Source organism: Pantoea anthophila (assembly GCF_026104315.1).
GTDB classification, from domain to species: domain Bacteria; phylum Pseudomonadota; class Gammaproteobacteria; order Enterobacterales; family Enterobacteriaceae; genus Pantoea; species Pantoea anthophila.
Genome location: NZ_CP110473.1, coordinates 2880552 through 2904798, shown reverse-complemented (window position 1 = coordinate 2904798; position 24247 = coordinate 2880552). Strand labels below are relative to the sequence as shown.

Below are 24247 nucleotides of genomic sequence, written 5' to 3'. Positions count from 1 at the left end.
CATAGGATGTTAGTCACTGGCAAAGGATTACGTTAAGAGTCAATTCGAGCTTAACATACTATTTGCACTTTATTAGGCATTAGGCCAAATGATCCGCATAGAAACGCCAGGCGGATTCGCTCTGGTTGATCTCTCAAATCAAGCAGAAGATGAGGTTTTTCTTCTGCTTTTTTAATTTCATAAGCATTCCAATACTGGTTTTGTTGCATGTTTTTTTGGCTCAGGCAACATTGGTACTGCTTTTTATGAGCTGGCCTCGTATAAAATTCCTGCATGGAATTTCTATAAAATGATAGGTGAGAACTGAAAAAATAATTGTTAATATTAATACAACATGATTTATGTCAAATAATACTGTTTTACTTTGTATCCATGCAGGAATAAAAGAAAGTTTTCGGCAGAGGGGATAGTGTATGAGATAAATTGAGTAAGATATTTCCCCAAGGTAAACCATTGGAGATAAAGACATGAATCTATAAGTTATACCTTGAGACGCTGCCAAGAGCGGGATTAGAGTTGCGAAACAAGCTACAATAATAACATCGTAACCTCTAAAGCTGAGTAGTAGAAGTGCTAATGCTAATGATGAGATCAGAGCAATCTCTAACTTATTTTTGCTAAGCAAACTCTTTGCTTTTACATATATCAAAAAGCTCACTAATCCTAACGCATAATCGCTAAGGCAGCGTATAATAGCAAATTTACCACTAACAATATCTAACGGGCCCCAGTAACCTTTGAATGAAGCGAGGTAGAGGCCAGTAAATCCTAAAGTAATTGCCGAAGCAATGAAAATAACATTTCGTACTTTATAAATTAGAAGGATGGCAAATGGAAATAGCATGTAAGCAATGAATTCGACCGCTATTGACCAGGCGTGTGGGATTAGGTTGTTATTCACATAAAATATTGATTGAAGGAATGAGAAAAGAATAACGTAATCACTGGTGTTGGGTAATTCAATTCCATTCAAGATGTAGATGAATGAAATCAAAATTATCAAAAATGCATATAGAGGATAGGTTCTGGCAATCCTGCCTCTAAGGTATGAAAGGTAATCTTTAGTTTTTAGAGTGCATGAAAATTTAGTGCTATAGACATAGCTCATTATGAATCCACTCAGTACAAAAAACAAATCAACAGATAAATATCCATTTTCAAGAAACGAGTTCGTTCTTGGGAATATATGATATATAGCTACATACAGCGCGAATAGTCCTCTGATTGAAGTTAACGGCTTGATTTCGTTCATTAATCGTTCTCATGATTTTTCATTTGCTGGTAACTATACGTTTTTTTTTAACTCTATAAAAGCTCATTATGCACATGCAGTCGTATTCCGCATCAAAGTTCATGCTCACTTAGAGGTGAGTACTGAAATCCTGCCAGATCCTCCTGGCCAGGATCCATGAATTTTTTAAGGCATCAATTGCTTTACAACATCCTTCCAGTTATTTTATTCAATCCCAATTAATAATTAGCATGTGTTTACATACAGTACTGGTTGCAATATTTTTACCATGCTAATAGAAGTTAAACTGTCAAAGGTAATTTCATAGAATAAAGTGAATCATTTTTAGAGGAGGATTTACGCTCGCTGATTTCGTCTACTAAAGCTGTAAATACGCTAGTTCAAATGCTGAAATGAAGATAATTATGGAATACCGTTTGATAGATTAACGCATCCAACCTTTTTCTTCGTCCCGCAGTGCCATGATGAACGCTTGTAACCATGCCTCTGCAGGAGTCGCCCTATAACCTCTAAACAGGGAACTCACCACCATGGAAAATAACCATCTGACAGACATCGCTGACGCCTTTCCCCGGTTGGCCATCGATCTCAAATATGCCACCGCCGACAACCTCACCGGGCAGCCAATCTACCGCGACGCGCGCTGTCTGCTGCACGTAGATGCGGCGAAAGCGCTGGCGAAAAGTATCGATATTGCAGAGGTCGCGGGCTATACGCTGCTCATTCTCGACGCATACCGTCCTCCTGAAGCGCAGGCGATCCTCTGGCAGGCGTGCCCGAATCCGGACTATGTTGTTCCCCTGGCACTCGGCTCTAATCACAGCCGGGGCACGGCGGTGGATGTGACGCTGATCGACGAGCGTGGCGAGATAATGGATATGGGCACCGGCTTTGATGAGATGAGCGAGCACTCCCATCCTTATCATCCTGCGGTAGCCGTGCAGGCGCAGCGTAACCGGCTGGTGCTCAATGCCATTATGCTGGGAGGCGGCTTTACCGGCATTGCAACTGAATGGTGGCATTTTGAACTGCCCGATGCCGGGCGCTATCCACTCATCGAAGGGCTATTCGGCTGCTACGCAACAACGCGAATGGAAAATATCAGCCTGTCTTCGTAAAGGACAAAGGTTTTATTACTGGCGAAAAGTTTATGCAGTAACAAATTTAAAGGGATAGAGAGAACGGGCGGGGCAGGGTGCAGAAACAGGTACGTGAAATAAATACGCCGTGGCGAGTGCCACGGCGACGATATTATGCAGACTGCCACTCGCTTTCAACGTCAGCTTTGGCTTTAGAAAGGATGACTTTATTATCGTCAACCTCTTTCACCCAGCTGAAAGGAATAATGTGGTGTTTGCCGCCCGCTTCCGGATCGCTTTTCGCCAGCTTAATTTTGTCGTCACCTTCGAAATGGTCGACGATACCGACATGTTCACCGTTAACATCAACAACCTGAGCGTGATCTAAAATTTCTGATTTATCTACCATGGTGGCTTAATCCTTATATTTAATGAGTTCAGTTGCCGTCAGACAAAACAAGCCTGGCTGTTAAATGCCGTTTTAGCCAGGCGATTAACAAAATGAAATAGTTAAGCTGACTGGCCCTGATGGCGATGATGATCAGACCGATGACCTCGCTGCAGGCCAGCCTGCAGGCGTTTTACCTTACTGAAAGGAGTGACCATGAGAGCAGTCAGTTCAATAACGGCCGAAGGCGGCGTCTGGATTAATCAGCCGCCGGTACACAGTCTGGATGGTGAAACATTGCAGTTTGAAACCGCGTTAAACAGCGATTTCTGGCAGCGCACCTGGTACGGCTTCGAACGGCACAGCGGCCATGCGTTTGGCTTCTGGGTGGAACACGACTTTACCGTTCAGGTGCAGGTGAGGGCGGACTTCAGCCAGCTTTATGACCAGGCCGGTCTGTTTATTCAGGACAGTGAAACGCACTGGGTTAAAGCAGGCATTGAGTTTAACGATGACCAGCCTGCCATCGGCAGCGTGGTCACGCGCGAGTTTTCTGACTGGTCTACCGGTGTTTTCCCCGGTGATGCGCGTCAGTTCTGGATGCGCGCCACGCTGGAAAAGGCGGCATTGCGAATCCAGTACTCCACCGACGGCCTGACCTGGCCACTGTTGCGGCTCTGTCCCTGGCCCGGTCAGGCGCGGCGTTTTGTCGGCGTGATGGGCTGCTCGCCGGAGCGACAGGGGCTGGCGATCCGTTTTTCCGACTTCAGGCTGGGGCCTCCTCTCAGTAAAGAGCTGCACGACCTGTCATAACCGGGGCGGCACATTGCATATCGTCGCGGAATCGGCTTAATTGTCAGGTCAGAATTTGCGGTGACGCGTCGTCCATGCAGGACGACGCCTTTTCAGGGAAAGCTATGCGCTGTGCCACCTCGTTTACCACACTGCTGGTTATCAGCTGCTGCGCCGGATGGGCTCAGCAGGCCGCCGCGGATACCGTCTGGCTGAATAATGGCGACCGGCTCACCGGCACCATCCGTTACCTGAGCGATGGCAAGCTGGCGATAGAGACGCATTACGCCGGCACGGTCACGCTGGACTGGAATGCGGTCAGCACCCTCGCCAGCGACAATCCGGTGAATGTTGAAAACAAAAAAACCGGTGAACATTATCAGGTGCGGCTCTCCTCCTCTGACCCCGGCTACGTCTGGGTGGAACGCGACGAGCAGGAGCAGCAGGTCTCCGTCAGGCGCATCGATGAGTTTATGAAAGCCAAAGTCCGCAGCGATCAGCTCGCCTGGACCGGCAACATCGACGCCGGTATGAAGGTCAAAAAGGCCTCTACCAAAACGGACGACTACAGTTTTGCGCTCAACACCAAGCTGAACCAGGGAAAATGGCGGCATGATATTGGCGCAACCTACAATCGCGAGCAGGAAAACGCGAGTGTCAACACTGACAACTACAGCCTGCGCTACGCCGTTGACTATCTGTTCCGGGAGCAGTTCTTCTGGCAGGCCCGCGCCACCTATAAGCGCGACTGGGTGGAGAATCTGTCACGCCAGGCACTGATTGGCACCGGTCCCGGCTATCAGCTGTGGGACACCGAACTCAGTAGCTTCTCACTCTCCCTGCTGGGTGGCGCCTTTGAGTATGGTTACAGCGATGACCGGGAGGAGCGCCACTTTGGCGGCTCGCTGCGCTGGAACTATCAGCGCTATCTGCTGGGCAAATCGGTCACGCTCTACAGCAACGGTGATGTCGGTCATTCGCTGGATGACGACGGCGTATTCATGCTGGATGCGGAAGTTGGCCTGCGCTACAGCCTGACCTCCTGGTCGACCCTGCATGTTGGCTACCATCGTAATCTGGTCAGCGGCATTCCCGATACCCTGAACGAAGGGATCTTCTCCACCGGATTAGGCCTGAAGTGGTAACCCGCTGACGACACGCTGTTGCAGCAAATCCTTACGGTTTTTATCCGGTTACGGGCGCGGGATTGGCTAAGCTGCTTCTATTGTCACAACGGGAACACAGAAGATGATCGTAAGCAGCAGGGTATATCGTCCGGGAAGCGCGGGCGAAGAGATAGACGTTGAGGATATCAGCGACGTGATTAAAGAGCCGGAGGCGTTTATCTGGCTCGGCCTGTGGCAGCCAGACGCGGCGTTTATGGCAAAGATCAAGGAAGAGTTCGGACTCCACGAACTGGCCGTTGAAGATGCGCTGAATGCGCACCAGCGGCCCAAGATCGAACATTATGGCGAGTCGCTGTTTATCGTGGTGAAAACGGTGCGTGCGAAAGATGACAGCTGTGAACTGGGCGAAACCCATTTCTTTGTCGGAAAAAATTTTCTGATCAGCATCCGTCACGGTGCCTCGGAGAGCTACAGTCCGGTGCGCGAACGGGCGGCTGAAAATCCGGCGCTACTGAAACTGGGGCCGGGTTATCCGCTCTACTGCCTGCTCGATTTTATTGTCGACCGTTATGCCGAACTCTCCACCTCGCTGAACGAACGCGTCGGGCAGATGGAGAACGATCTCTTCACCAGCGAATTTGACCGCCGATCGGTACAGGCGGTCTATACCGTGCGGCGGCAGCTGCTGAAGCTGCGCAATGCGGCACTGCCGCTGGAGGAGATCTGCAACCAGCTTATTCACCTGCATGAGGATCTGATCCCGCGCCCGCTGCGCGCCTATATCCGGGACGTGCAGGATCACGCCCGCCATGTGGTGACCGATGCGGAAGATATGCGCGAGATGCTCACCAGTGCCATGCAGGTCAATCTGGCGCTGGTGACGGTGCAGCAGAATGAGGTGGTGAAAAAGCTGGCGGGGTGGGGTGCCATCCTGGTGATCCCGACCGTGGTGTTCAGCATGTATGGCATGAACTTCGAACATATGCCGGAGCTGAAGTCGCATTATGGCTATCCGCTGGCTGTCGGGCTGACGTTGCTGGCCTGCGGCGGATTGTGGGCCAGGCTGCGTCGCTCCGGCTGGCTGTAGGGCAATCCAGAGGCGGACGAATTAATTCTCCGCCTCGCTTAATGCTTATTTTCGTTATTTAAGCGCAGCGCATCCGATAGGGCGATAATATCTTTTTTATCGCTGTTCACCGGATGGCAATTAATGTGGTTCTGCACGTGCTTTTATTCTTTCCCGGTCGATGCTGGCTGAACTTTTATTTCTTCACTACGATAAACTGACAAAACGAGAGGCGACTTACCGTCTGGCGAAATAAGCCTGACGCTGATGAGAGGCAATAAGATCAGGAGAGATTCAGATGAAAGAACGGCTTGCGGCGGCGTGTCTCTCCTCATCCGTCACGCACTCCGGCGGATCTGAGGCTTCGGGACGATACTGCCATGAATGACAGCGACTGGGTGCTGGCAATTGCCCGGACGCAGTTTGCGCTGACCATGGGCATGCATATTACGCTGGCGGCGCTGACGCTGGGACTGGCCCCCTTTCTGGTGTGGTTTGAGGCGCGCTGGCTGTGGGGAAAGCAGCAGGCTGCACGGGATGCGCTGCACTTCTGGCTGACGCTCTTTTCCCTGACGGTGGCGATAGGTGCCGCCTCCGGCGTCGTCATGGAGTTTCAGTTCGGCACGCACTGGGCGCGCTTTTCACAGCAGGCCGGCGGCGTGATTGGGCCGTTAATGTTCTATGAGGTGCTGGTCGCGTTTTTTCTCGAATCGGCCCTGACCGGAGTGATGCTGTTCGGCTTCAATAAAATCCGGCCCGGCGTGCATTTTGCCGTGACCTGTCTGGTGGCGTTCGGCGCGCTGCTCAGTGCCTTCTGGATTCTGGCTGCTAACTCATGGATGCAGACGCCGGTCGGCTTTACGCGCGATCCGAACGGGGTTTTTCTGGCGGACAGCTGGCGGTCGCTTTTGCAGGCACCCTCCTTTCTGTGGCGCTTCAGCCATATGGTGGTCGGGTCCCTGATTGCCGTGGCGGTGATGATCGCGGGTGTGGCGGCGTGGCGACTCCGCTATTTCAGTGGGGAGGCGGCTTCACGGCTGATGCTCAACAGCGCGCTGACGTTGCTGCTGTTTGCGGTGCCACTGCAGATCGTTCTCGGCGATCTGCACGGTGAAAACACCCGCGACTACCAGCCCGCTAAACTGGCTGCGATGGAAGGCAGCTGGCACCAGCCAGCCCCCGGGGAGGGGGAGCCTCTGCGGCTGTTTGCGCTGCCGGACCAGCAGGCGCAGCGCAACGTTCTGGAGGTCACTCTGCCCGCACTCGGATCGCTCTATCTGCGCCACAACCTCTCCGGCCACATTAAAAGCCTGAGCGAATTTCCCGCGGATGCCATCCCCCCGGTGCTCCCGGTCTTTTTCGCTTTTCGCCTGATGGTGGGGCTGGGGGTGATTATCCTGGCGACCACGCTGGCGGCGAATCTGCAGCGCTGGCGGGGAGGGCTGACCACGTCGGGGCGTTTTCTGCGCTGGCTGACATGGCTCTCACCGGCGGGCTTTATTGCCCTGCTGTCAGGCTGGGTCGTGACCGAAGTCGGGCGTCAGCCGTGGACAGTCTATGGCCTGTTACGCACCGCACAAAGCGTCTCGCCGCTGTCACTCAGCAGCACGCTGGGCATCTTCGTGGCGGTGCTGCTGATCTATGCGCTGACCTTCGCCCTCGGCTTACGCTATCTGCTGCGCCGGGTTAAAGGTGAGATGCCATCGGGAGAACCGGTGGTGATTGCGCTGAAAACGCCCCATTAGGAGAGTGACATGGCCGAACTCTCTGCGCTGATTATCTGTCTCTCTCTGCTGCTCTACCTGCTGCTGGATGGCACGGATCTGGGCGTGGGGATGCTTTTCTGCTGGTTTCACGATGATGAACAGCGTGAACTGATGACGCACAGCATTCTGCCGGTGTGGGATGCGAATGAAACCTGGCTGGTGCTGGCGGCGGGTGGGCTGCTGGCGCTGTTTCCGCCGGTCTATGCGCTGCTGTTCAGTCAGCTGAGTGTTCCACTGTTTGCCATGCTGCTGGCGCTGCTGGTGCGGGCGATGGCACTGGAGTATCGCGCTCAGAGTTCTCCCCGCCTGCGTCGCTGGCTGGATCGCCTCATGGCGGGCAGCTCCGCGCTGGCGACCTTTATTCAGGGCTGGTGCGCCGGCATGATCATCAGCGCTCAGCCGCAGACCGGCCTGCCGGATGGACTGAGCCTGGTGCCGCTGCTCAGCGGCGCGGGCCTGATGGCGATCAATTCGCTGATGGCCTGCTGCTGGATTGGCTGGCGCATTGGTGAGCGGGTACAGCCGCTGGCGGCGGCACTGAGCTGGCTGTGGTGGCTGCTGGCGCTGGTTATTTTTCTGGCCGACCTCTATCTCAATGCCGATCTCTGGCGGCAGAGCTGGCAGCGACCGCCGGGCAGGATCGCAGCAGGCGCGATTGTATTGCTCTGGATCGCCCTGCCGGTGGCCTTGTGGCGCGCCAGGCCGCTACTGCAACTCATTCTGACGCTTATGCTGATTAGCGCACTCTTTAGCGGCGTATTGTGTGGCCTCTATCCGTGGCTTGTGCCCTATCAGTTTACGCTCAGCGACAGCGCCGTTTCGCCGGTCACGCAGGGTTTTGTGCTGGTGGGAGCGGTGATTGCGATGCCGCTCACGCTGCTCTACCACAGCTGGTCGTTCTGGGTTGAGCGACGCGCGAAATAATGCCCGTCCGCTATGCTTCAGGCAGCGTGCTGCAGAAGCGGGTACGCTTACCAGAGGGAATGAGAGTGAAGAAAGATCGCATTGTGAGTCGGGACTACCCGATAAAAGAAGATCTTCGCTGGGTACGGCGTGAATGGCTGATTCAGCGGGCAGGGGAGTATCTGTTAATTCTGCTGGTGATTCTGGGGGCGTGCGGCCTCTTTTCTAAAGGGGTGCTGAGCGAGGGTCATAGCCGGTCGCCAGACGGCACACTTCAGGTTGAATATGAACGGTTCGGCCGGACCGAAAGCAATATGGATATGCGGATTGGCTACAACGCACCCGCCGGCGATCGCTTCACGATTACGATTGGCGGCGGCGCGCTGAATAATCTGCAGATCCAGACGCTGCAGCCGCAGCCGCTGGAAGCCGTGACGATCGGCAGCGATCTGCGGCTGACCTTTTCCACCGGTGACACCGGGGCGGATCACGCAATCTGGCTCGGCCTGCAGCCACGCGATGCGGGCCTGATTCACGTCACGATTCAGGGCGATGATCACGCACCGGCCCGATTTACCCAATGGATCTATCCCTGACAGAGGCACTTTATGGAAACGGTTTTACGCGCTGCAGCGATCTACCTGGTTCTGATGGTGGTGTTCAAAATTGCGGGCAGACGCACGCTGTTGCAGATGACCTCTTTCGATCTGATTCTGCTGCTGATTATCAGCGAAGCCACGCAGCAGGCGCTGCTGGGCGATGATTTTTCGGTGACGGGCGCGGCGCTGACGATTATCACGCTGGTGACGATCGACATCGTACTGGGAAAACTGAAAAGCCGCTTTCCGGTGGTGGAGCAGGCAATCGATGGCGGTCCGGTGATTCTGGTGGAAAACGGCAACCTGCTGACCGAACGCATGAAGATGACCGGGATTGATCCTGACGATGTGCTGGAGGCGGCGCGTTCCGGACCGGGACTGGAACGGTTTGATCAGATTAAATATGCCGTGCTGGAGGTCAACGGACATATTTCGGTTATCCCCCGCGCGGACAGCTGACCGCCTCTGACGGCAGGGTTCGCCGGGCTGCGGATGCCACGCCTGGCGGGCAGGGTGAATCTCGCTTCGCTTGCTATTCAGCCGATCTGCGCCAGGCTGAGTAACCGAACCGTGTTTTATTTTCTGAGCTGGCCTGACACTCAATCAGCGTTATGCTTAACAAGTCAGGTATATAGTGAATGATTTTAACCGTTTTACGTTCTATCCGGTCACCGGCTGGCACATCGGCCCGTTAAGCGGGCACGCCGCGCTGGTGCTGCAGTTCAGCTATCTCGATCCTCAGGTCCCGCGCGCGCGATCGGCGCAGGAGTCGCTGTTTTTCGGCCTGACCCTCGAGATGGCGAAAGAGCTGGTCAGCACCCTCACCACGCAGATCAACGACGCCGAAAAGAACGGCACTCAGCATTAACCCCGCGATGTGACATCCGCTATTGCGCTGTCGGACCGGCAGGGGCATAAACCTGTATGGCCCCTGCGATCAGGCGGAAATGGGCGGGCGTCTGTCCGATAATCTCGCCGTCTGCATTGATGTAGTGGGGGCGGCGCGTTTCGATGGTGAGCGCCGTCGTGCTGAAGGTGCGCACGTTGCGCCAGCGACCCTGCGTACCCCGTCGCAGAAAGGGCAGCAGCGCAATCAGCTGCCAGCTGTGCCGGACCTCCAGGCTGTAAACGTCCAGCAGCCCGTCGTCGGGTGCGGCGCGCGCTTCGACCGTCATCCCTCCGCCATAAAAACGGCCGTTGCCCACGGAAACCTGAACGGTCCGGATGGGCGTGCGCTGCTCCTCATGGATCAGGGTGGCGCTGAACGGACGGCTCTGACGCAGCAGCCGCAGCGCCGCCAGAGCATAACCGCCGACTCCCCAGCGTTTTTTCGATTCTGCGGTGAGATTGCGCGCCAGCTCGGCGGAAAAGCCGATGCTGGAGACGTTGAGGAACAGATGCTGATTCACCTCCCCCAGATCGACTGCGCGCAGCTGCCCGTCAGTGATAATCTGCACCGCCTGCTCCAGCGTGGCGGGGATGCCGAGCGTCCGGGCAAAGTCGTTGGCGGTGCCCAGCGGCAGGATCCCCAGCGGCAGGCCGGTCTGCATCACGCCCGGCGCGGCGGCGTTAAGCGTGCCGTCGCCCCCGCCAACGATCACCGCATCAATTCGATGGGCATAAGCCGCGATGAGTTCGCAGTAGCTGCGGCTCTCCTCCTCAGCCGGTTGCAGCAGGTTGATACCCGCCTGAGTCAGCAGCGTCCTGGCCCGGCTGGCCGCCGCGCGGCCTTTACGCGAACGCGGATTGATCAGCAGCAGGGCGGTTTTCAGAGGGTGAGACATATTTTTCCGTCATCCTGATGTCAAAATGGCTGGCATGAGGCGGAAAGTACAGCATCGGTATGCGCGGTGAACAACCCTGCTTGCGCTACTTTACGTAACCACCGGCGTGCCATAAATGGCGATAAAAATCGTCTACACTACCAGGGTCGGTTCCATATCGAGGAGTGACAATGACAGAAGATGAATTCAGAAAACGATTAGCCGGAGAAGGGTTTGACGAGCCACTGCTGGTGGAACGTGCGCCCGCCACCGAGCTCGACAATCATGTCCATCCCTTCGAAGCACTGGCCCTGATCCTCAGTGGTGATATCACCATCAGTACAGAACAGGGCGAGACCACTTACCATCCTGGAGAGACGTTTCACCTGCAGCCGAATGAGCTGCATCGTGAGGCGTTCGGGCCGCAGGGCGTGCGCTACCTGGCGGGCCGGAAATATGAGTGACGGGCGGGCAGTATGACGGTTTCTGACGATCTCTTTGCCCGCCTGGCGCGCTCGCCATTCCGCCAGCGCTTTCGACTGGGGCGCGCGGAGTATGATTATGCGCTGAGCAAAGGCGAGCCGGTGTTGCGTGAGCATGCCGCAGAGTTTGTTGCACAGCGGCTGGCGCCTGCCCGGCCCGCGCGTGATGGCAAACAGACGCCGATGCGCGGTCATCCGGTGTTTATCGCCCAGCATGCCACCGCGACCTGCTGTCGCGGCTGTCTGAGCAAATGGCACAATATTGCTCAGCAGCAGCCCCTGAGCGCAGAGCAGCAGGCCTATGTGGTGTCAGTGCTATTGCAGTGGATCAGCGATCAGATGCAGCGTCCCGCACCGCCAGCGCGGGTGGACAGAAAGACGACGAAGCCGGATGACGATCCGCAGCTCGCGCTCTGGTAGCGGACGATCAGGCTGCCCCGGAGGGGATTTTCTGGTGAAAACTGGCCCTTTTTCATTCCTGGTTTATTCTTAAATCTTTCCTGGAATCGCTATGCCAGGATTAAAACCTACACGGCAACAATGAATACAGAGGGAATTATGAAGAAATCAATTATTGCACTGTCTGCTATTTTGCTGGCCTCGCCGGTATTTGCTGCTACCACTACCGATAACACCGTTGCGGAAGCGCACAAAGGCGCGGATACCGCTAAAGAAAAACTGCATCATGCGCAGAATCAGGGCGAAGAGCTGAAGCTGAAATCTGAGCACGCGGCGGAAGGCAAGAGCCATACCACCGGCAGCAAAATCAGCGAAGGCACCCAGAAGGGCTGGCACAAAACGAAAGAAGGTGCCGAGAAAGGCTGGGATAAAACCAAGCAGGGCGCTGAAGATCTGAAAAACAAAGCGACCAACTGATTCGCTGCCATTTCAGATAAAAAAGAACCCACCGAAAGGTGGGTTTTTTTATGGCTGCAATGCCAGGGCAGATTGCTTTGATATTGAGCCTGCCCCGGGAGCAGGGGCAGATCGGAAAGTCGCTTATGCCATCCATGGCCGCTCGGCCCGCACCATCCCTGGCGCGGGACGCTTTCCTCTTCTGACCCTGTTCCCGACGCGTTGCGCATTTTCATTGCTGCCATATTAACCGGGTCTTAAATTTTGTAGCCTCTGAAAACCCACCGAAAGGTGGGTTTTTTTATTTCCAGAGAAAATCAGGCTTTGCTGGCGGCGGCTTTTTCTTTCTCTGCCGCCGCTAAGGCTGAGACTTTCATCTCTGCGTCAGCCGCTGCTTCGGCCGCAACGGCGGCGGCTTCTGCCGCGGCCTCGGCGGCGGTCTCAGACTGTTTCTTGCCCTCTTCGATCACCTCTTCATCGATGACTTCGATGTTCTCGCGATTATCGCGACCGGAGAGCAGGTTCCAGCAGGCGATGAACAGCGCCGCAATCACCGGACCGATGACAAAACCGTTGATGCCATAAATCTCCATCCCGCCCAGCGTGGCGATCAGGATCAGGTAGTCAGGCATTTTGGTGTCTTTACCGACCAGCAGCGGACGCAGGATGTTATCCACCAGCCCCACAATCACCACGAAGAAACCGACCAGGAAGAGGCCTTTCCACACGGCACCGGTGGCGAAGAAGAAGACCGCTGCAGGCACCCAGATAATGGCGGAGCCGACGGCCGGGATCAGAGAGAGGAACGCCATCAGCGCCCCCCACAGCAGGCTGCCGTCAATGCCGGTGAACCAGAAGGCCAGCCCGCCGAGAATACCCTGCACGATGCCGACCACAACCGTGCCTTTGACCGTCGCACGCGCCACCGCGGCAAACTTCACCAGCAGGTGATGCTTGACGTAGGTCGAAAGCGGCAGCGCTTCCAGGATCAGATGCACCAGATAGGAGCCATCTTTCAGCAGGAAGAACAGCAGATAGAGCATCACGCCAAAACCGACGGTAAAGCTGAAGGTGCCCCTGCCGATGATGAATGCGCTGCCTGCCAGGTACTGGCCGCCCTTGAGGGCAAACGAGGAGAGCTTCTGCTGAATCTCTCCGGCGGTATCGAGATTATTTTCAGCCAGATAGTGTTTTGCCCAGCGCGGCAGATGCTGCAGCAGGTCGGCGAAAACCGCCGGGAACTGCGCCGAGTTGGTCTGCAGCTTGTGATAGACCGCATTGGTTTCGACCACCAGCGATGAGGCGATAATGGCCAGCGGCGTAAACACAATCAGACAGATGCAGAGCAGGGTGAGCAGTGCGGCCAGGCCATTGCGTTCCCCCAGCCGGCCCCGCAGATAACTTTTCAGCGGATGGAAAATGACCGCCAGAATTGCCGCCCATAAAATCGGCGAGAAATAGGGCGAAAGCACCTCAAAAAAGGCGAACGTGGCGATCGCCAGAATCAAAATGAAAAATCCGATGTTCAATCCTTTAAAACGCATGGAAAAACCTCATCTGGGACATACTCTGATAAACCCGAAGCACGAATTTTCCGTGTCTGGCTTCGCTTGCACTGACCGCTCATCACTGAATATCGATCAGGCTTTACTCTTTAAACGCTGCCGGTGGCAGCTTCATGCAGGCTAACGCGTTGAAATTCAGGGCAGAAGCGAGGAACTGCTAGTGTGCGTTCACGGCGTCGCGCCCGGACAGTCACGCACGGCAACTGACCATCACGCGCGGGATCCTACCTTAGCGTAGCGGTTTCAACCATTATTGGTAGGTCAGTCACTCATGATCGCGGCGGAATCTGCCGATAACCCGGTTAATGAGGTGAACATCGGGCGATGAAAAATGCATAACAGGATAATTCTGGCGGCGCTGCTGGCGCTGTCGCTGACAGGCTGTGCCACCAAGCACTATCCGCAGGCCACGGCGGTGACGCCGGAAGAGACGGCGATGCTCAGTTGTGGCGCGCTGGATCAGGAGCTGGTGAAAGCGCACGGCGTACAGAGCGATATTGAGCAGACCGGTCGGTTTGACGCCCTGACCGTGCTGGGCTTCGTCGGCGATTTTGGTCTGGGTAATGGCATTGCAAAATACAATGCCAGCCAGAAGGTGGCGCGGCGCGTCAGCCAGTTGCAGTCGCTGAAAGCCGCGAAGTGCAGCCAGCCTCTTGCGTAGCTGGCTGCGTCGGGTCAGCCGCGTGTCCGCTCGCTGACATGCTGCAGCCGGACATTTTCGGCGGCGCGCTTACCGGCGAGGAAAGCGTGGTCGGAATTGTAATATTCCCACTCACTGTAGCGGCCTGACAGATGGATATCCTGCGTCAGCAGCCACTGCCGGATCAGCGCCACGTTCGCACTGCGCGCATGGTCGTAGATGACGTAGGCGTAGGGCATATCGACCTCTGAGGCGCAGAGCAGCGGATCGCTCTCGCTGATCATCCCGACCCGGATGCAATCCTGACGGCAGCGTTCAATCAGCGCATCGCCCGCCAGCGGCAGCGGATGGGCGGCGTTGTAGGTGATTTCACAGGTTAAGCCGAACCCGCCGGGGGGATTGCAGTGCGGGCTGGCATTGCCCTGCACAAAGATGCGGTGAAACAGCGTGTCGCCCGGATAGTAAATCCAGTGTTTTTCGGTCAGGTCAGCCCGGCCAATGCCCAGGTTCACGCAGCGCACCGAGACAAACTGCAGCTGCTGTGCCGCCCGCTGCACATTCTCCGGCGCCTCATCGCCCATCAGTTTAATCAGTTCCGGCAGCGGCATGGTGCTGATCAACTGCTCATAGCGGTAGTGGCGTCCATCCGCCAGCAGCGCGACATGCGCCTGCGGATAAATCCGGCTCAGGGTGGCATCCGTTTCCAGTTTGCACTTCAGGTGCGGCAGAAAGCCGGACATCAGCGCCTGGAAGCCACCGCGCAGCGGATAGCCGAAGCGGGCGTTAGGCCCCACCGGTTTTGCCAGCGGCTGCAGTGCGCCATCGATAATCTGCGCCAGGTCGGGCAGCGGTACGCGTCCGCCCAGCCACGAGGTCTCCATCTCAGTCAGCGGCACTTTCCACAGTTTCTGGTTATAGGGCAGGGCAAAGTGGCGTGCGATCCCTTTCCCCCAGGTGCGCAGGATAAAGTGCTGAAAATCCTCTTCGCCTTCCACTTCACCGGCCAGGCTGCCCTCATCCGCTATCGCGCCATCGGCACAGCAGTCCCGTCGCGCCCGCGCCCGATCCAGCGGCACCGCGGGCGCGGCCGTTTCGCCATAGCGCGCCTCAATGGCGCCCAGCACGCACTCTTTTACGACCTCAACCGGCAGACCGTGCAGTGCCGACTGGAAGGGATAGCGGGTATAGATGCCGTCATTCCAGACCCAGGCCTCACGCGCCTGCCAGTGCAGATTGTCGCCGAGCAGCATCTCGTAGAGCTGCAGGACATAGGGGTCCTGCGAAAACATAATGTGACCGGCATAGTCGAAGGTAAAACCCCGATCGTCGATGGAGCGGCACCAGCCGCCCGGCGTGGCATTTTTCTCCAGCAGCACCGCGCCTTCACCATAGTGATAACCGGCGCTCAGTCCGGTTGGCCCGGCACCGACAATCAGGCAGGGCACCGCTTCGCTTTCCAGCATCGCCGGGGTTAACGGCGTCACGTTCGCCTGGGCACTGGCTGGCGTGACCGGTTCACCGGCAGGCTGCGGATGCGTCAGAGCCTGCTGGATCAGGGCCTGTATCTGTTCTGCCGTGCGATCCCAGGAGGTCGCGTCCACTCTTACCTGCATGCGGCCCGCCAGCGTCAGTCGCTCAGCCGCACTGAGGGTCATCGCCTCTTCACAGGCGGCAATAAAGGCGGCAGGGGTCTCTGTCACCGCCACTTCTTCAGCGTAATGTCGCGCCACGTCCACGATGGCGGTACTGACAATTGGCAGCTGTGCCGCCATATATTCCAGCACTTTGGTGGGCGAGATGAAACGCGTCGAGGCGTTAATGGCAAAAGGCATCAGGCAGACATCCCAGCCCGCCAGGAACTGCGGCAGCGCCTGATAGGGCTGCTGGCCGAGCCAGTGAATGTTGTCGCGCTGCGGCAGGCTGGCGGGATCGATTTTCACCACCGGCCCGACCATGATGATCTGCCACTCCGGATGGCTGTCCGCCAGCGCGGCAATCAGCGGCAGATCGATACGCTCATCCAGTACGCCGTAATAGCCAAGCCGCTTTGCCGGGATCGCATCCTGAAGCGGATGATGGTTACTGCGATCGCGTGCCTGCTCAAAGTGGACGGCATCCACGCTGCTGGGGAAGCAGTAAACCTGATGATGTTTATCGCGCTTTGCTTCATAGAGGCTGGAGCCGCCGGTGAACACCAGATCGGCGCGGGTCATCAGCGCCGATTCGCGCTGTTGCAGCTGGCACGGGGCGTTGTGGAAGGCGGAGAGCTCATCCATGCAGTCGTAGATCACCAGCCGGGGTTTGAAAGGGGTGAGCAGCGGCAGGGCCATGGGGGTATAGAACCAGATCAGCGGCTCCTCATCCTCCTCCAGCAGCGGGGCGAGCAGCAGCAGCAGTGGGGCAATCTGGCTGTCGTGAAAACCGGGTGCGTCGTGGTGGGTATGCGGCTGGATCACGGTGATATTTGCTGCGGGCGAACTCTGATGCAGGCCAGGTGGTCCCGCCTGCCAGACCGGCTCCTCGACGAACAGCACGCGATAGTGCTGTGCCAGACGGGTCAGAAGCTGCTGCGGGCGCTGGAAAACAAAGCCCCAGCGTAAATGACTGAAAACGATAAGAGCGGGTTTGTTCATGACAGACTCCTGACAGAGGGATGAGGAAGGGACGATGTGCTGCAAAAAGCGTTGCGCCTGGCGCAGGGCGTCGGCATAAGGCTGCTGTAACTGGCGGGCGTAAGGATCGGGCCCTGACAGGTCCAAATCCCATAACCCGCTGCGGGTCCAGAAGGTGGTCTCCTCCCAGAGGGGACGATCGAGAATCGGATAGAGGCAGATGCCGAGCATCTCCACGCCTGCCAGCTGCGCCTGCGCCACCTGGGCGGCGATCTCGCCGATCCAGGCGCCGCGTCCGCTGCCGACATGGCTGGTTTCTGCCAGCAGCAGCGGCCGCTGATAACGCTGCCAGACCTGCTGCAGCATCTGATGCAGCGGCAGGCGGCGGCTGTCGCCCAGATGCCACCAGAGTCGCTGGTTCGAACCCTGCTCCCATTGGTTGTCGTGGTAATAGTTGACGCCCACCAGATCGAGATAGCGGGGCGCGCCGCCCAGCTCCGGATGACGTCTGCCGCTCAGCATGTCCCACGCCTGGTACTGGGTGTCACACAGGGCGCGTGCCAGCCCGTCGCTATCGGGATCGGCGGGATCGGGCACGATATGGATCAGCGGATCGCAGTGCAACAGGCGGGCGCGCGGATCCGCCTGCCAGATCGCATCACAGGCCGCCAGCGTAGCCCGCACCAGCTGACGCTTGGCGGCATCCGCCCGATCGGGTTCAGGGATCGCCTCACAGGGGAAAACCCCGACGGAGATGCCCCAGCTGAGGAAAGAGATCTCATTCATCGGTGAATAGACCGGCGCAGACGAATACCAGGGGGCGAGAAAGCGGGCCAGAGCGCCGCAGAAGGCGGCAAACCGGCTGACAAAGTCATCACTGAACAGCGTGACGTCAGCGGGCCAGCCGTAGTGACAGAGTGTCCAGCTGAGCTGAATACCCTGCTCACGTGCGGCCACCATCCGCGCTGCGACGGTCGAGAAGTCATAGCGTCCATCGCGTTCACACAGCCGCCAGCCCACGCTTTCGCGCACCGTGCGAAGGGAAAAGGGGGCCAGGGCGGCATAATCCGCCGCTGCACGGCTCTGATGCTGATTCAGATCGTTCATCGACAGCGCAAGACCGGCAGGATTGATATGATCGGCCCCTTCATAACCCGCCTGCCAGAAACTGGAAAAAGGCGTCATGGCATCTCCCGAAAAAAAGCAACACGCTTCCCGCTGACGCGCCGTCGTGAAACGGGTCAGGGCGTTATGGGTATGCAAAGCAGACTGGCCGGTCGGGCCACTCTCAACGAACGGGCGATCCCTGCCATAAGCCACAGACGCTGAATGGCAGGCATCAGCACCTGTTGCAAAATGGACGAGTGAGATAGCAGGTTTCACAGACAGCGCTATCGGCAGGAAAAAGAGTGGCTTCTCTGAATGTTAAGTGATGAGGTGGAAGCCTTACTGGAAAGTATAGGCTGGGTAATTTTCTTGGCAAATTATTGAAGTAAAAAGAAAAAACGCAGCGGCAAAAAGCAGCCAGCCAGAAACAGGAAATTTCTGCTTCCGTTTCAGTCGCCAGCAAAATAAGCGCAGCGTGAGGCGAGGCTGTCCCTTTTTCAGCTTTGTTAACCTTTTCCGCAGCCTGCAGAACGGTCAGACTCGCCCGCTTCAGGCTTACAGCTTCGCTTGCCTTTTTGCGAACAGGCGACAAGCTTGACGTATCGCTGGCCTGGATCTGCGGGCCAATCAATCGGCGGCGGCGAAGAGACGCCCCCTTTAAAACAGGATGTTTAGCAGACTATGTTCTCATTCGACTGGCACCGTTTTTTGCTCAACGATCAGCCCGCCACCTTTTTGTTTGAGGTGGTGGCGCGTGTCCTGATCGCTTATCTGGTGGTATTTACCTTTCTCAAAGTCTCCGGGCGGCGCGGCGTGCGTCAGCTGTCTCTGTTTGAACTGGTGGTGATCCTGACGCTGGGTTCCGCCTCGGGTGACGTGACGTTTTATGATGATGTGCCGGTGCTGCCGGTCATTATGGTGTTTGTGGTTCTGCTGTCGCTCTACCGTCTGACCACCTGGCTGACGGCGCTCAGTCCGCGCTTTTCACGGCTGATTCAGGGGGATGTGATTACCCTGATTAAAGACGGGCTGTATGTGCTGGAAAGTCTGGATCGGCTGAATATTTCCGAAGATGAGTTCTATATGGAACTGCGGCAGAGCGGCGTGGAACATCTGGGGCAGATCCGCCTGGCGCTGGTGGAGGTCGATGGCCAGCTCAGCCTCTATTTCTATGACGACGATGCGATGCGCGCCGGGTTAAGCGTGCTGCCTCCCGCGCACCGGCAGGATTACAGCACGGTCCCGACGAGCGGGCTTTATGCCTGCACCCATTGCGGCCAGACCCGGACCATTGAGGCAGAGCAGCAGGCGGTCTGTCCGCGCTGCCAGCGCCAGCGCTGGTCTGTGGCGCTGACCGTGCGCCGGTTGCACTGATGGCTCGCGTCAGCTCAGCTTTCAGCCTTCCCATCGCCCGGGTTAACGTCGGCGAAGCAGGCACTGAGCGGTCGCTTTTGCAGACCCTGGGCCGTGAAATTTTCCGCACTCAGCCACGAACTCAGGGCACACTGAACGGCCGGCCATTCACGATCGATAATCGACAGCCAGTCGGTATCGCGGTTGCGCTGTTTACGTGTCATGACCTGGCGAAAGCGGCCCTCAAAGCGGAACCCGAGTCGTTCTGCTGCCCGCCGTGACGCGACGTTCGTTGAATCACAGCGCCACGCTACCCGACGATAGCCGAGTGAAAAAGCCTGCTGCAGCAGCAGAAAAATCGCTTCGCTGCCGATAACAGTGCGCTGCATCAACGGCGACCATGTCACGTGACCAATTTCAATGGTGCCATGTTCCTGCTGAATGCTGGCGAAGCAGACAACACCATAGGGCTGCTGCTCCAGCGTACAGACTGAAAAGGGTATCAGCGCCGCGTCCGCTACTTTATCCGCAATCCAGCGCTGCATCTGTGATAGTGACGTGGGTCGTTCTGCACTCAGCCATGTCCAGTCGCGATCATCCTTTGCCTGTATGAACGCGTGAAACAGCGGTTCCGCATGATCGAGACTCAGCGGCAGAAGCAGGCAATGCTGACCTGACAGTGGTGCGCGGGGTGGTCTGGCAACCGGCTGCCACTCGGGCAGAGCCTCGCCGACCGGCTGATTAAACTGATTGATGTTCAATAGCATCCTCCTGAAGGAAAACGGACGGTCTACGAGGGGGAAGATCCGCCGTTCTGACGGGCTAGCCTGAACCGCAGCTAAACGCGTTGCAGCTTGTTCCCGGTTGCCACATAACTTTGCCTGTTACTGACAGAAAATGAAAACGCTTCGGGCAGCATAGCGTCACCGTTATCAAAGAGGTGTGCGTATGAAAGTGAGGCTGGCCAGTGGGTTACTTTTTTTACTGTTATCGTTTGGCGCGTTTTCACAACAGGTGATTAGCGAAAGTCACCCCCATTCACGCAGTGCGCGACTGCTGGAACAGGGGAGCCAGGTGGATACGGCGGATGCGCCGGATGAACATCTGCTGGAGGGACGGGAGGGGCGGAGCACTCTGCAACGCAGGCCGTTTTAAGATAACGCCCCGGCAGAGCACGCTGCCGGGGCACCAGAGAGCTGAATTTAATGCGTCAGACCCGCAGGTTACAGGGTGGCCTGCGTGGGTGACAGGCCAGGCACCAGAATCACCTTGCGGCACTCCTCTTCCCGTTTGTTGAAAATATCGTAGCCGCGGGCCGCATCCTCCAGTGGCAGATGATGGGTCACAATCTCTTCCGGTGTCAGGTGGCCCTGCTCAATCAGCTTAAGCAGGTCAGGCAGGTAGGCGTGAACGTGGGTCTGCCCCATCTTAAAGGTCAGCCCTTTGTCGAAGGCGTCACCAAACAGGAAGCCGTGAATAAAACCGGCATAAACGCCCGGCACGCTGACGATACCGCCACGCCGCACTGCCGCAATACACTGGCGCAACGCTTTACCGCTGCTGCCCTCCAGTTTGAGGTTGCTGAGTACGGTTTCCGTCAGGCTGCCTTTCGCCTCAAAGCCCACGGCGTCAATCACCGCATCCACCCCGCGATTGCCGGCGCTCTGTTCGATGATCCAGCCTGCCGGGTCATCAATTTCATCGAAGTTAATCGGGATAACGCCATAGCGTTCACGGGCAAAGTTTAAGCGGTAGCTGTTGTGGTCGATCATGTAGATCTGTTCGGCCCCCTGCTGGCGGGCGCAGGCGGCGCTGAGCAGCCCCACCGGCCCGGCACCGAAAATAGCCAGGCTGGATCCGGGTCTGACCTCGGCATTTTTCACCGCCTGCCAGGCGGTCGGCAGGATATCGGAGAGGAACAGCACTTTCTCATCCGACAGCACCGGCGGCACTTTGAACGGGCCGGTATTGGCTTTAGGCACCCGGACATACTCAGCCTGTCCGCCGGGCACACCACCGTAAAGTTTGCTGAAGCCAAACAGCGCGGCAGGCGGAGTAATATTTTTGCGGTTCAGGATGGCACCCCGGCCGCTGTTGGTGTTCTCGCAGGCGGCATACTGATTAAGCAGACAGAAAAAGCAGTCGCCACAGGCGATAACGAACGGGATGACCACCCGATCGCCTTTGGCGACGGCCGTGACCGCACTGCCTGTCTCAACCACTTCGCCCATAAACTCATGGCCAAAGATATCACCGTGGCCGGTGCCGGGAATTTTGCCGCGATAGAGGTGGAGGTCTGAACCACAAATGGCCGTGGCGGTCACACGCAGAATGATGTCATCTGCGGCCTCCAGGCCGGGATCGGGGACGTTATCCACGCTGACTTTATGCGGGCCGTGGTAGGTTAATGCTTTCATCTGTTCATCTCCTGCTGATAAGGGAAGGGCGGTCAGACCGTGAGCCGTGACCACTCGCGGGGAAGTGTTGCGATATCTGAGCCTCAACCTGCGTGAAGTGTAGTCACCCTCAGAAGAGTAAGCAGAGCGGTGCAGGAGAAAGCCCCGTCTCAGCCGGGCTGGCAGGGAGGGGGTGTCCGGGTGTCAGCAACCGTGACGAGGGGCGCATCGGGCTGCCACCGCATCAGATCGGCAAAGGCGCGACGATAGGCCGTGTCGATTTGCACCGGCACCTGTTCAATGTAGCGGAAAGCGTGTTCCCGCGTTTCACCGCTCAGCTGCTGCAGATAGTGCCGCGCCTGACTCAGCGTCGGTATCTGGCCTTCGACACCGGCCATGCGGGCGGGCAAATCAGTCCAGATGAGACCTTCAATCCCTCTGGCCTGCGCCCACGCCGCCAGCGGGCCTGTGGCGTTATCTGTCACCGTGATCATCCCGACGCCATCGACGCGGTTGTCCGGAATGGCCTCACGAAGCCGCAGCGCCTGGCAGGCCCGCTCCAGTGAAGCGGTATTCAGCCAGGCCCAGCACACCGGCACCGGACTGGCATTCAGGCAGATCGCCGTGGAGAGCTCACCGCCATCACTGATGCGCACAAATTCCACCGGTACGGCGGGACCATCATGATGCCACTCACTGGCGACCGGCAGCGCGCCGGTTTTCCAGATTAACGATCCCCAGCCCAGACAGGCAATTTTCATTCTCTTCTCCCGTGTTTGCGTCGCCACCTTCGCGACCCGTCAGAGTTAAAGCGTAGTCCGTTACGCTTAACCGTTACAGGGATCACCTTTTTTAGTGCGGTAAAGCGGCCTTAAAGATGGCATGATCTGCCCCGCAGTCACTCTGCACAACCTGACGGTTATTTCAGCAATCTGTGCGCGTTTATCGGTGCGGCTTGAACTTTTATCGTCAGGTAGTGTAAAAAGTGGCGCACGCAAACGATTACCTGTGCATGTGCGTTGGCAGCATCACGCGCGCAGGTTCCGCTGCGACCGGGCCGGAAAGCAGGGGACGACACCTCTTTCAGCGGTCCAGGGTACTGGCGCTTTTAACACGGAATATCTGATGAAAACCACGCAAACTGGCACGCTGGGCGCGCTTGAAAGTGACGTCGATACGGGATGGCGTAAAACCGACACCATGTGGATGCTGGGTTTATACGGCACTGCGATTGGCGCGGGCGTCCTGTTCCTGCCGATTAATGCGGGCGTCGGCGGCCTCATCCCGCTGATCATTATGGCAATACTGGCGTTTCCACTGACCTTTTATGCGCACCGCGCGCTGACCCGCTTTGTCCTCTCCGGCAAAAACCCGGCCGGTGATATCACCGAGGTTGTTGAGGAGCATTTCGGCGTCGGGGCGGGCAAGCTGATTACGCTGCTCTATTTCTTCGCCATCTACCCGATTCTGCTGATGTACAGCGTTGCGATTACCAATACGGTCGAGAGCCTGATGGTGAATCAGCTGGGGCTGGTGCCGCCGCCGCGTGCGCTGCTGTCGCTGCTGCTGATTGTCGGGCTGATGACCATTGTGCGCTTTGGCGAGAAGATGATTGTCAAAGCGATGAGCGTGCTGGTCTACCCCTTTGTCGCGGTGCTGATGCTGATGGCCTGCTATCTGATCCCGCACTGGCACGGCGCGGCGCTCTCCACGCTGACCGTTCAGCCCGCAGGCAGCAGCCTGTGGATGACGCTGTGGCTGGCGATCCCGGTGATGGTCTTCTCCTTTAACCACTCTCCCATTATCTCCTCCTTTGCGCTGGCGAAGCGCGAAGAGTATGGCGACGCCGCTGAGAAAAAGTGCTCGCGCATTCTGGCCTGCTCACACCTGATGATGGTGGTGACAGTGATGTTCTTTGTCTTCAGCTGCGTGCTGAGCCTGTCGCCTGAGGATCTGCATGCGGCCAAGGCGCAGAACATCACGATTCTCTCCTATCTGGCGAACCACTTTCAGGTGCCGATGATTGCCTGGCTGGGCCCGCTGATCGCGGTGGTGGCGATCACCAAATCGTTCCTGGGTCACTACCTTGGCGCGCGCGAAGGGTTCAACGGCATGGTCAATAAAGCGCTGCGCAGTCGCGGTAAAGCGATCGCGCCAGCCAGACTGAATCGCCTGACGTCACTCTTTATGCTGCTGACAACCTGGCTGGTGGCAACGCTGGACCCGAATATTCTCGGCATGATTGAGACGCTGGGCGGGCCGGTCATTGCCATTATCCTGTTCCTGATGCCGATGTACGCCATTCAGAAAGTCCCGGCGATGCGTCAGTACAGCGGAAAAATCAGCAACCTGTTTGTGGTGCTGATCGGAGTGATTGCCATCTCCGCTATTTTCTATTCGCTGGTGAAGTAATCCTGCCCACGGCAGGTGCCTCCTCCGGGAGGCGCCTGCCGTTCTCCCTGTCATACATGCCTCCCGCACTTCCGAATCCGGCTCATCCCC

The 24247-nt window shown here is 57.1% G+C and carries 24 protein-coding genes; 16 read left to right on the top strand and 8 right to left on the bottom strand.

The genetic code is table 11. The features are described from left to right. Window positions 1-220: 220 nt before the first annotated feature. Window positions 221-1252, bottom strand: a complete 1032-nt coding sequence (locus tag OJ965_RS16095; RefSeq protein ID WP_265137074.1) for an acyltransferase family protein — start codon at window positions 1250-1252, stop codon at window positions 221-223. Between the two features lie 530 nt (window positions 1253-1782). On the opposite strand from OJ965_RS16095, the gene ddpX reads away from it, so the two are divergent. Continuing rightward, window positions 1783-2370 carry a D-alanyl-D-alanine dipeptidase gene (ddpX, locus tag OJ965_RS16090; RefSeq protein ID WP_265137072.1) on the top strand — a complete coding sequence of 196 codons (588 nt, stop codon included), beginning with the start codon at window positions 1783-1785 and terminating at the stop codon, window positions 2368-2370. A gap of 133 nt (window positions 2371-2503) precedes the next feature. Here ddpX and OJ965_RS16085 read toward each other — a convergent pair whose 3' ends face one another. After that, window positions 2504-2740, bottom strand: coding sequence for a DUF2171 domain-containing protein (locus tag OJ965_RS16085; protein WP_003854080.1), 237 nt, complete (start codon window positions 2738-2740; stop codon window positions 2504-2506). A gap of 195 nt (window positions 2741-2935) precedes the next feature. On the opposite strand from OJ965_RS16085, the gene OJ965_RS16080 reads away from it, so the two are divergent. The 8 genes from OJ965_RS16080 (at window position 2936) to OJ965_RS16045 (ending at window position 9840) form a co-directional block, all read left to right on the top strand. Next, the gene (locus OJ965_RS16080; protein WP_111207359.1) at window positions 2936-3532 is read left to right on the top strand and encodes a DUF1349 domain-containing protein; all 597 of its coding nucleotides are present in this window, start codon (window positions 2936-2938) and stop codon (window positions 3530-3532) included. 104 nt (window positions 3533-3636) lie between these two features. Further along, window positions 3637-4656: a DUF481 domain-containing protein gene (locus OJ965_RS16075; RefSeq protein WP_058956336.1), complete on the top strand. Its 1020-nt coding sequence runs from the start codon at window positions 3637-3639 to the stop codon at window positions 4654-4656. A 103-nt stretch (window positions 4657-4759) separates the two neighbouring features. Further along, window positions 4760-5725, top strand: coding sequence for a magnesium and cobalt transport protein CorA (locus OJ965_RS16070; RefSeq protein ID WP_058956335.1), 966 nt, complete (start codon window positions 4760-4762; stop codon window positions 5723-5725). Between the two features lie 359 nt (window positions 5726-6084). Beyond that, on the top strand, window positions 6085-7449 hold the full coding sequence (locus OJ965_RS16065; protein ID WP_154927985.1) for a cytochrome ubiquinol oxidase subunit I: 1365 nt from the start codon (window positions 6085-6087) through the stop codon (window positions 7447-7449). Between the two features lie 9 nt (window positions 7450-7458). Next, window positions 7459-8394, top strand: a complete 936-nt coding sequence (locus OJ965_RS16060) for a cytochrome d ubiquinol oxidase subunit II (protein ID WP_058956333.1) — start codon at window positions 7459-7461, stop codon at window positions 8392-8394. A 65-nt stretch (window positions 8395-8459) separates the two neighbouring features. Beyond that, entirely contained in the window at window positions 8460-8969 is a 510-nt protein-coding gene (locus OJ965_RS16055) for a hypothetical protein (protein ID WP_230200808.1), read from the top strand. Window positions 8970-8981: 12 nt separating this feature from the next. Next, window positions 8982-9431: a DUF421 domain-containing protein gene (locus OJ965_RS16050; protein WP_009091550.1), complete on the top strand. Its 450-nt coding sequence runs from the start codon at window positions 8982-8984 to the stop codon at window positions 9429-9431. 175 nt (window positions 9432-9606) lie between these two features. Further along, on the top strand, window positions 9607-9840 hold the full coding sequence (locus tag OJ965_RS16045) for a hypothetical protein (protein WP_154927982.1): 234 nt from the start codon (window positions 9607-9609) through the stop codon (window positions 9838-9840). A gap of 19 nt (window positions 9841-9859) precedes the next feature. On the opposite strand, the gene OJ965_RS16040 is transcribed toward OJ965_RS16045, so the two are convergent. Further along, window positions 9860-10756, bottom strand: a complete 897-nt coding sequence (locus OJ965_RS16040) for a lipid kinase (protein WP_265137053.1) — start codon at window positions 10754-10756, stop codon at window positions 9860-9862. Between the two features lie 170 nt (window positions 10757-10926). On the opposite strand from OJ965_RS16040, the gene OJ965_RS16035 reads away from it, so the two are divergent. From OJ965_RS16035 to OJ965_RS16025, 3 genes are all read left to right on the top strand, one after another. Next, window positions 10927-11199, top strand: coding sequence for a cupin domain-containing protein (locus OJ965_RS16035; RefSeq protein WP_009091548.1), 273 nt, complete (start codon window positions 10927-10929; stop codon window positions 11197-11199). Between the two features lie 12 nt (window positions 11200-11211). Beyond that, window positions 11212-11637: a DUF4186 domain-containing protein gene (locus tag OJ965_RS16030; protein ID WP_009091547.1), complete on the top strand. Its 426-nt coding sequence runs from the start codon at window positions 11212-11214 to the stop codon at window positions 11635-11637. A 138-nt stretch (window positions 11638-11775) separates the two neighbouring features. Further along, window positions 11776-12093 (top strand): hypothetical protein, encoded by a 318-nt coding sequence (locus tag OJ965_RS16025; RefSeq protein WP_033736382.1) that lies wholly within the window; start codon window positions 11776-11778, stop codon window positions 12091-12093. 296 nt (window positions 12094-12389) lie between these two features. Here the strand turns inward: OJ965_RS16025 and OJ965_RS16020 are convergent, their stop codons facing one another. Then, complete coding sequence (locus OJ965_RS16020) at window positions 12390-13616, bottom strand: AI-2E family transporter (RefSeq protein WP_009091545.1); 1227 nt, start codon at window positions 13614-13616, stop codon at window positions 12390-12392. 352 nt (window positions 13617-13968) lie between these two features. Between OJ965_RS16020 and OJ965_RS16015 the strand changes: the two genes are divergently transcribed. Then, entirely contained in the window at window positions 13969-14298 is a 330-nt protein-coding gene (locus OJ965_RS16015) for a hypothetical protein (protein ID WP_009091543.1), read from the top strand. A 14-nt stretch (window positions 14299-14312) separates the two neighbouring features. Here OJ965_RS16015 and OJ965_RS16010 read toward each other — a convergent pair whose 3' ends face one another. After that, window positions 14313-18074, bottom strand: coding sequence for an NAD(P)-binding protein (locus OJ965_RS16010; protein WP_265137047.1), 3762 nt, complete (start codon window positions 18072-18074; stop codon window positions 14313-14315). Between the two features lie 603 nt (window positions 18075-18677). Between OJ965_RS16010 and OJ965_RS16005 the strand changes: the two genes are divergently transcribed. Further along, a complete protein-coding gene (locus OJ965_RS16005; RefSeq protein WP_046101399.1) occupies window positions 18678-19370 on the top strand; it encodes a DUF421 domain-containing protein in 693 nt (230 codons plus the stop codon). Between the two features lie 14 nt (window positions 19371-19384). Here the strand turns inward: OJ965_RS16005 and OJ965_RS16000 are convergent, their stop codons facing one another. After that, on the bottom strand, window positions 19385-20110 hold the full coding sequence (locus OJ965_RS16000; protein ID WP_265137043.1) for a GNAT family N-acetyltransferase: 726 nt from the start codon (window positions 20108-20110) through the stop codon (window positions 19385-19387). 187 nt (window positions 20111-20297) lie between these two features. On the opposite strand from OJ965_RS16000, the gene OJ965_RS15995 reads away from it, so the two are divergent. Beyond that, window positions 20298-20504, top strand: coding sequence for a hypothetical protein (locus OJ965_RS15995; RefSeq protein ID WP_265137041.1), 207 nt, complete (start codon window positions 20298-20300; stop codon window positions 20502-20504). Between the two features lie 68 nt (window positions 20505-20572). Here the strand turns inward: OJ965_RS15995 and OJ965_RS15990 are convergent, their stop codons facing one another. Both OJ965_RS15990 and OJ965_RS15985 read right to left on the bottom strand, forming a co-directional pair. Further along, window positions 20573-21766 (bottom strand): zinc-dependent alcohol dehydrogenase, encoded by a 1194-nt coding sequence (locus OJ965_RS15990; RefSeq protein WP_046101401.1) that lies wholly within the window; start codon window positions 21764-21766, stop codon window positions 20573-20575. Between the two features lie 149 nt (window positions 21767-21915). Continuing rightward, complete coding sequence (locus OJ965_RS15985) at window positions 21916-22506, bottom strand: hypothetical protein (RefSeq protein WP_265137039.1); 591 nt, start codon at window positions 22504-22506, stop codon at window positions 21916-21918. Window positions 22507-22870: 364 nt separating this feature from the next. Between OJ965_RS15985 and OJ965_RS15980 the strand changes: the two genes are divergently transcribed. Continuing rightward, window positions 22871-24157: an HAAAP family serine/threonine permease gene (locus OJ965_RS15980; RefSeq protein ID WP_265137037.1), complete on the top strand. Its 1287-nt coding sequence runs from the start codon at window positions 22871-22873 to the stop codon at window positions 24155-24157. Window positions 24158-24247 lie beyond the last annotated feature (90 nt).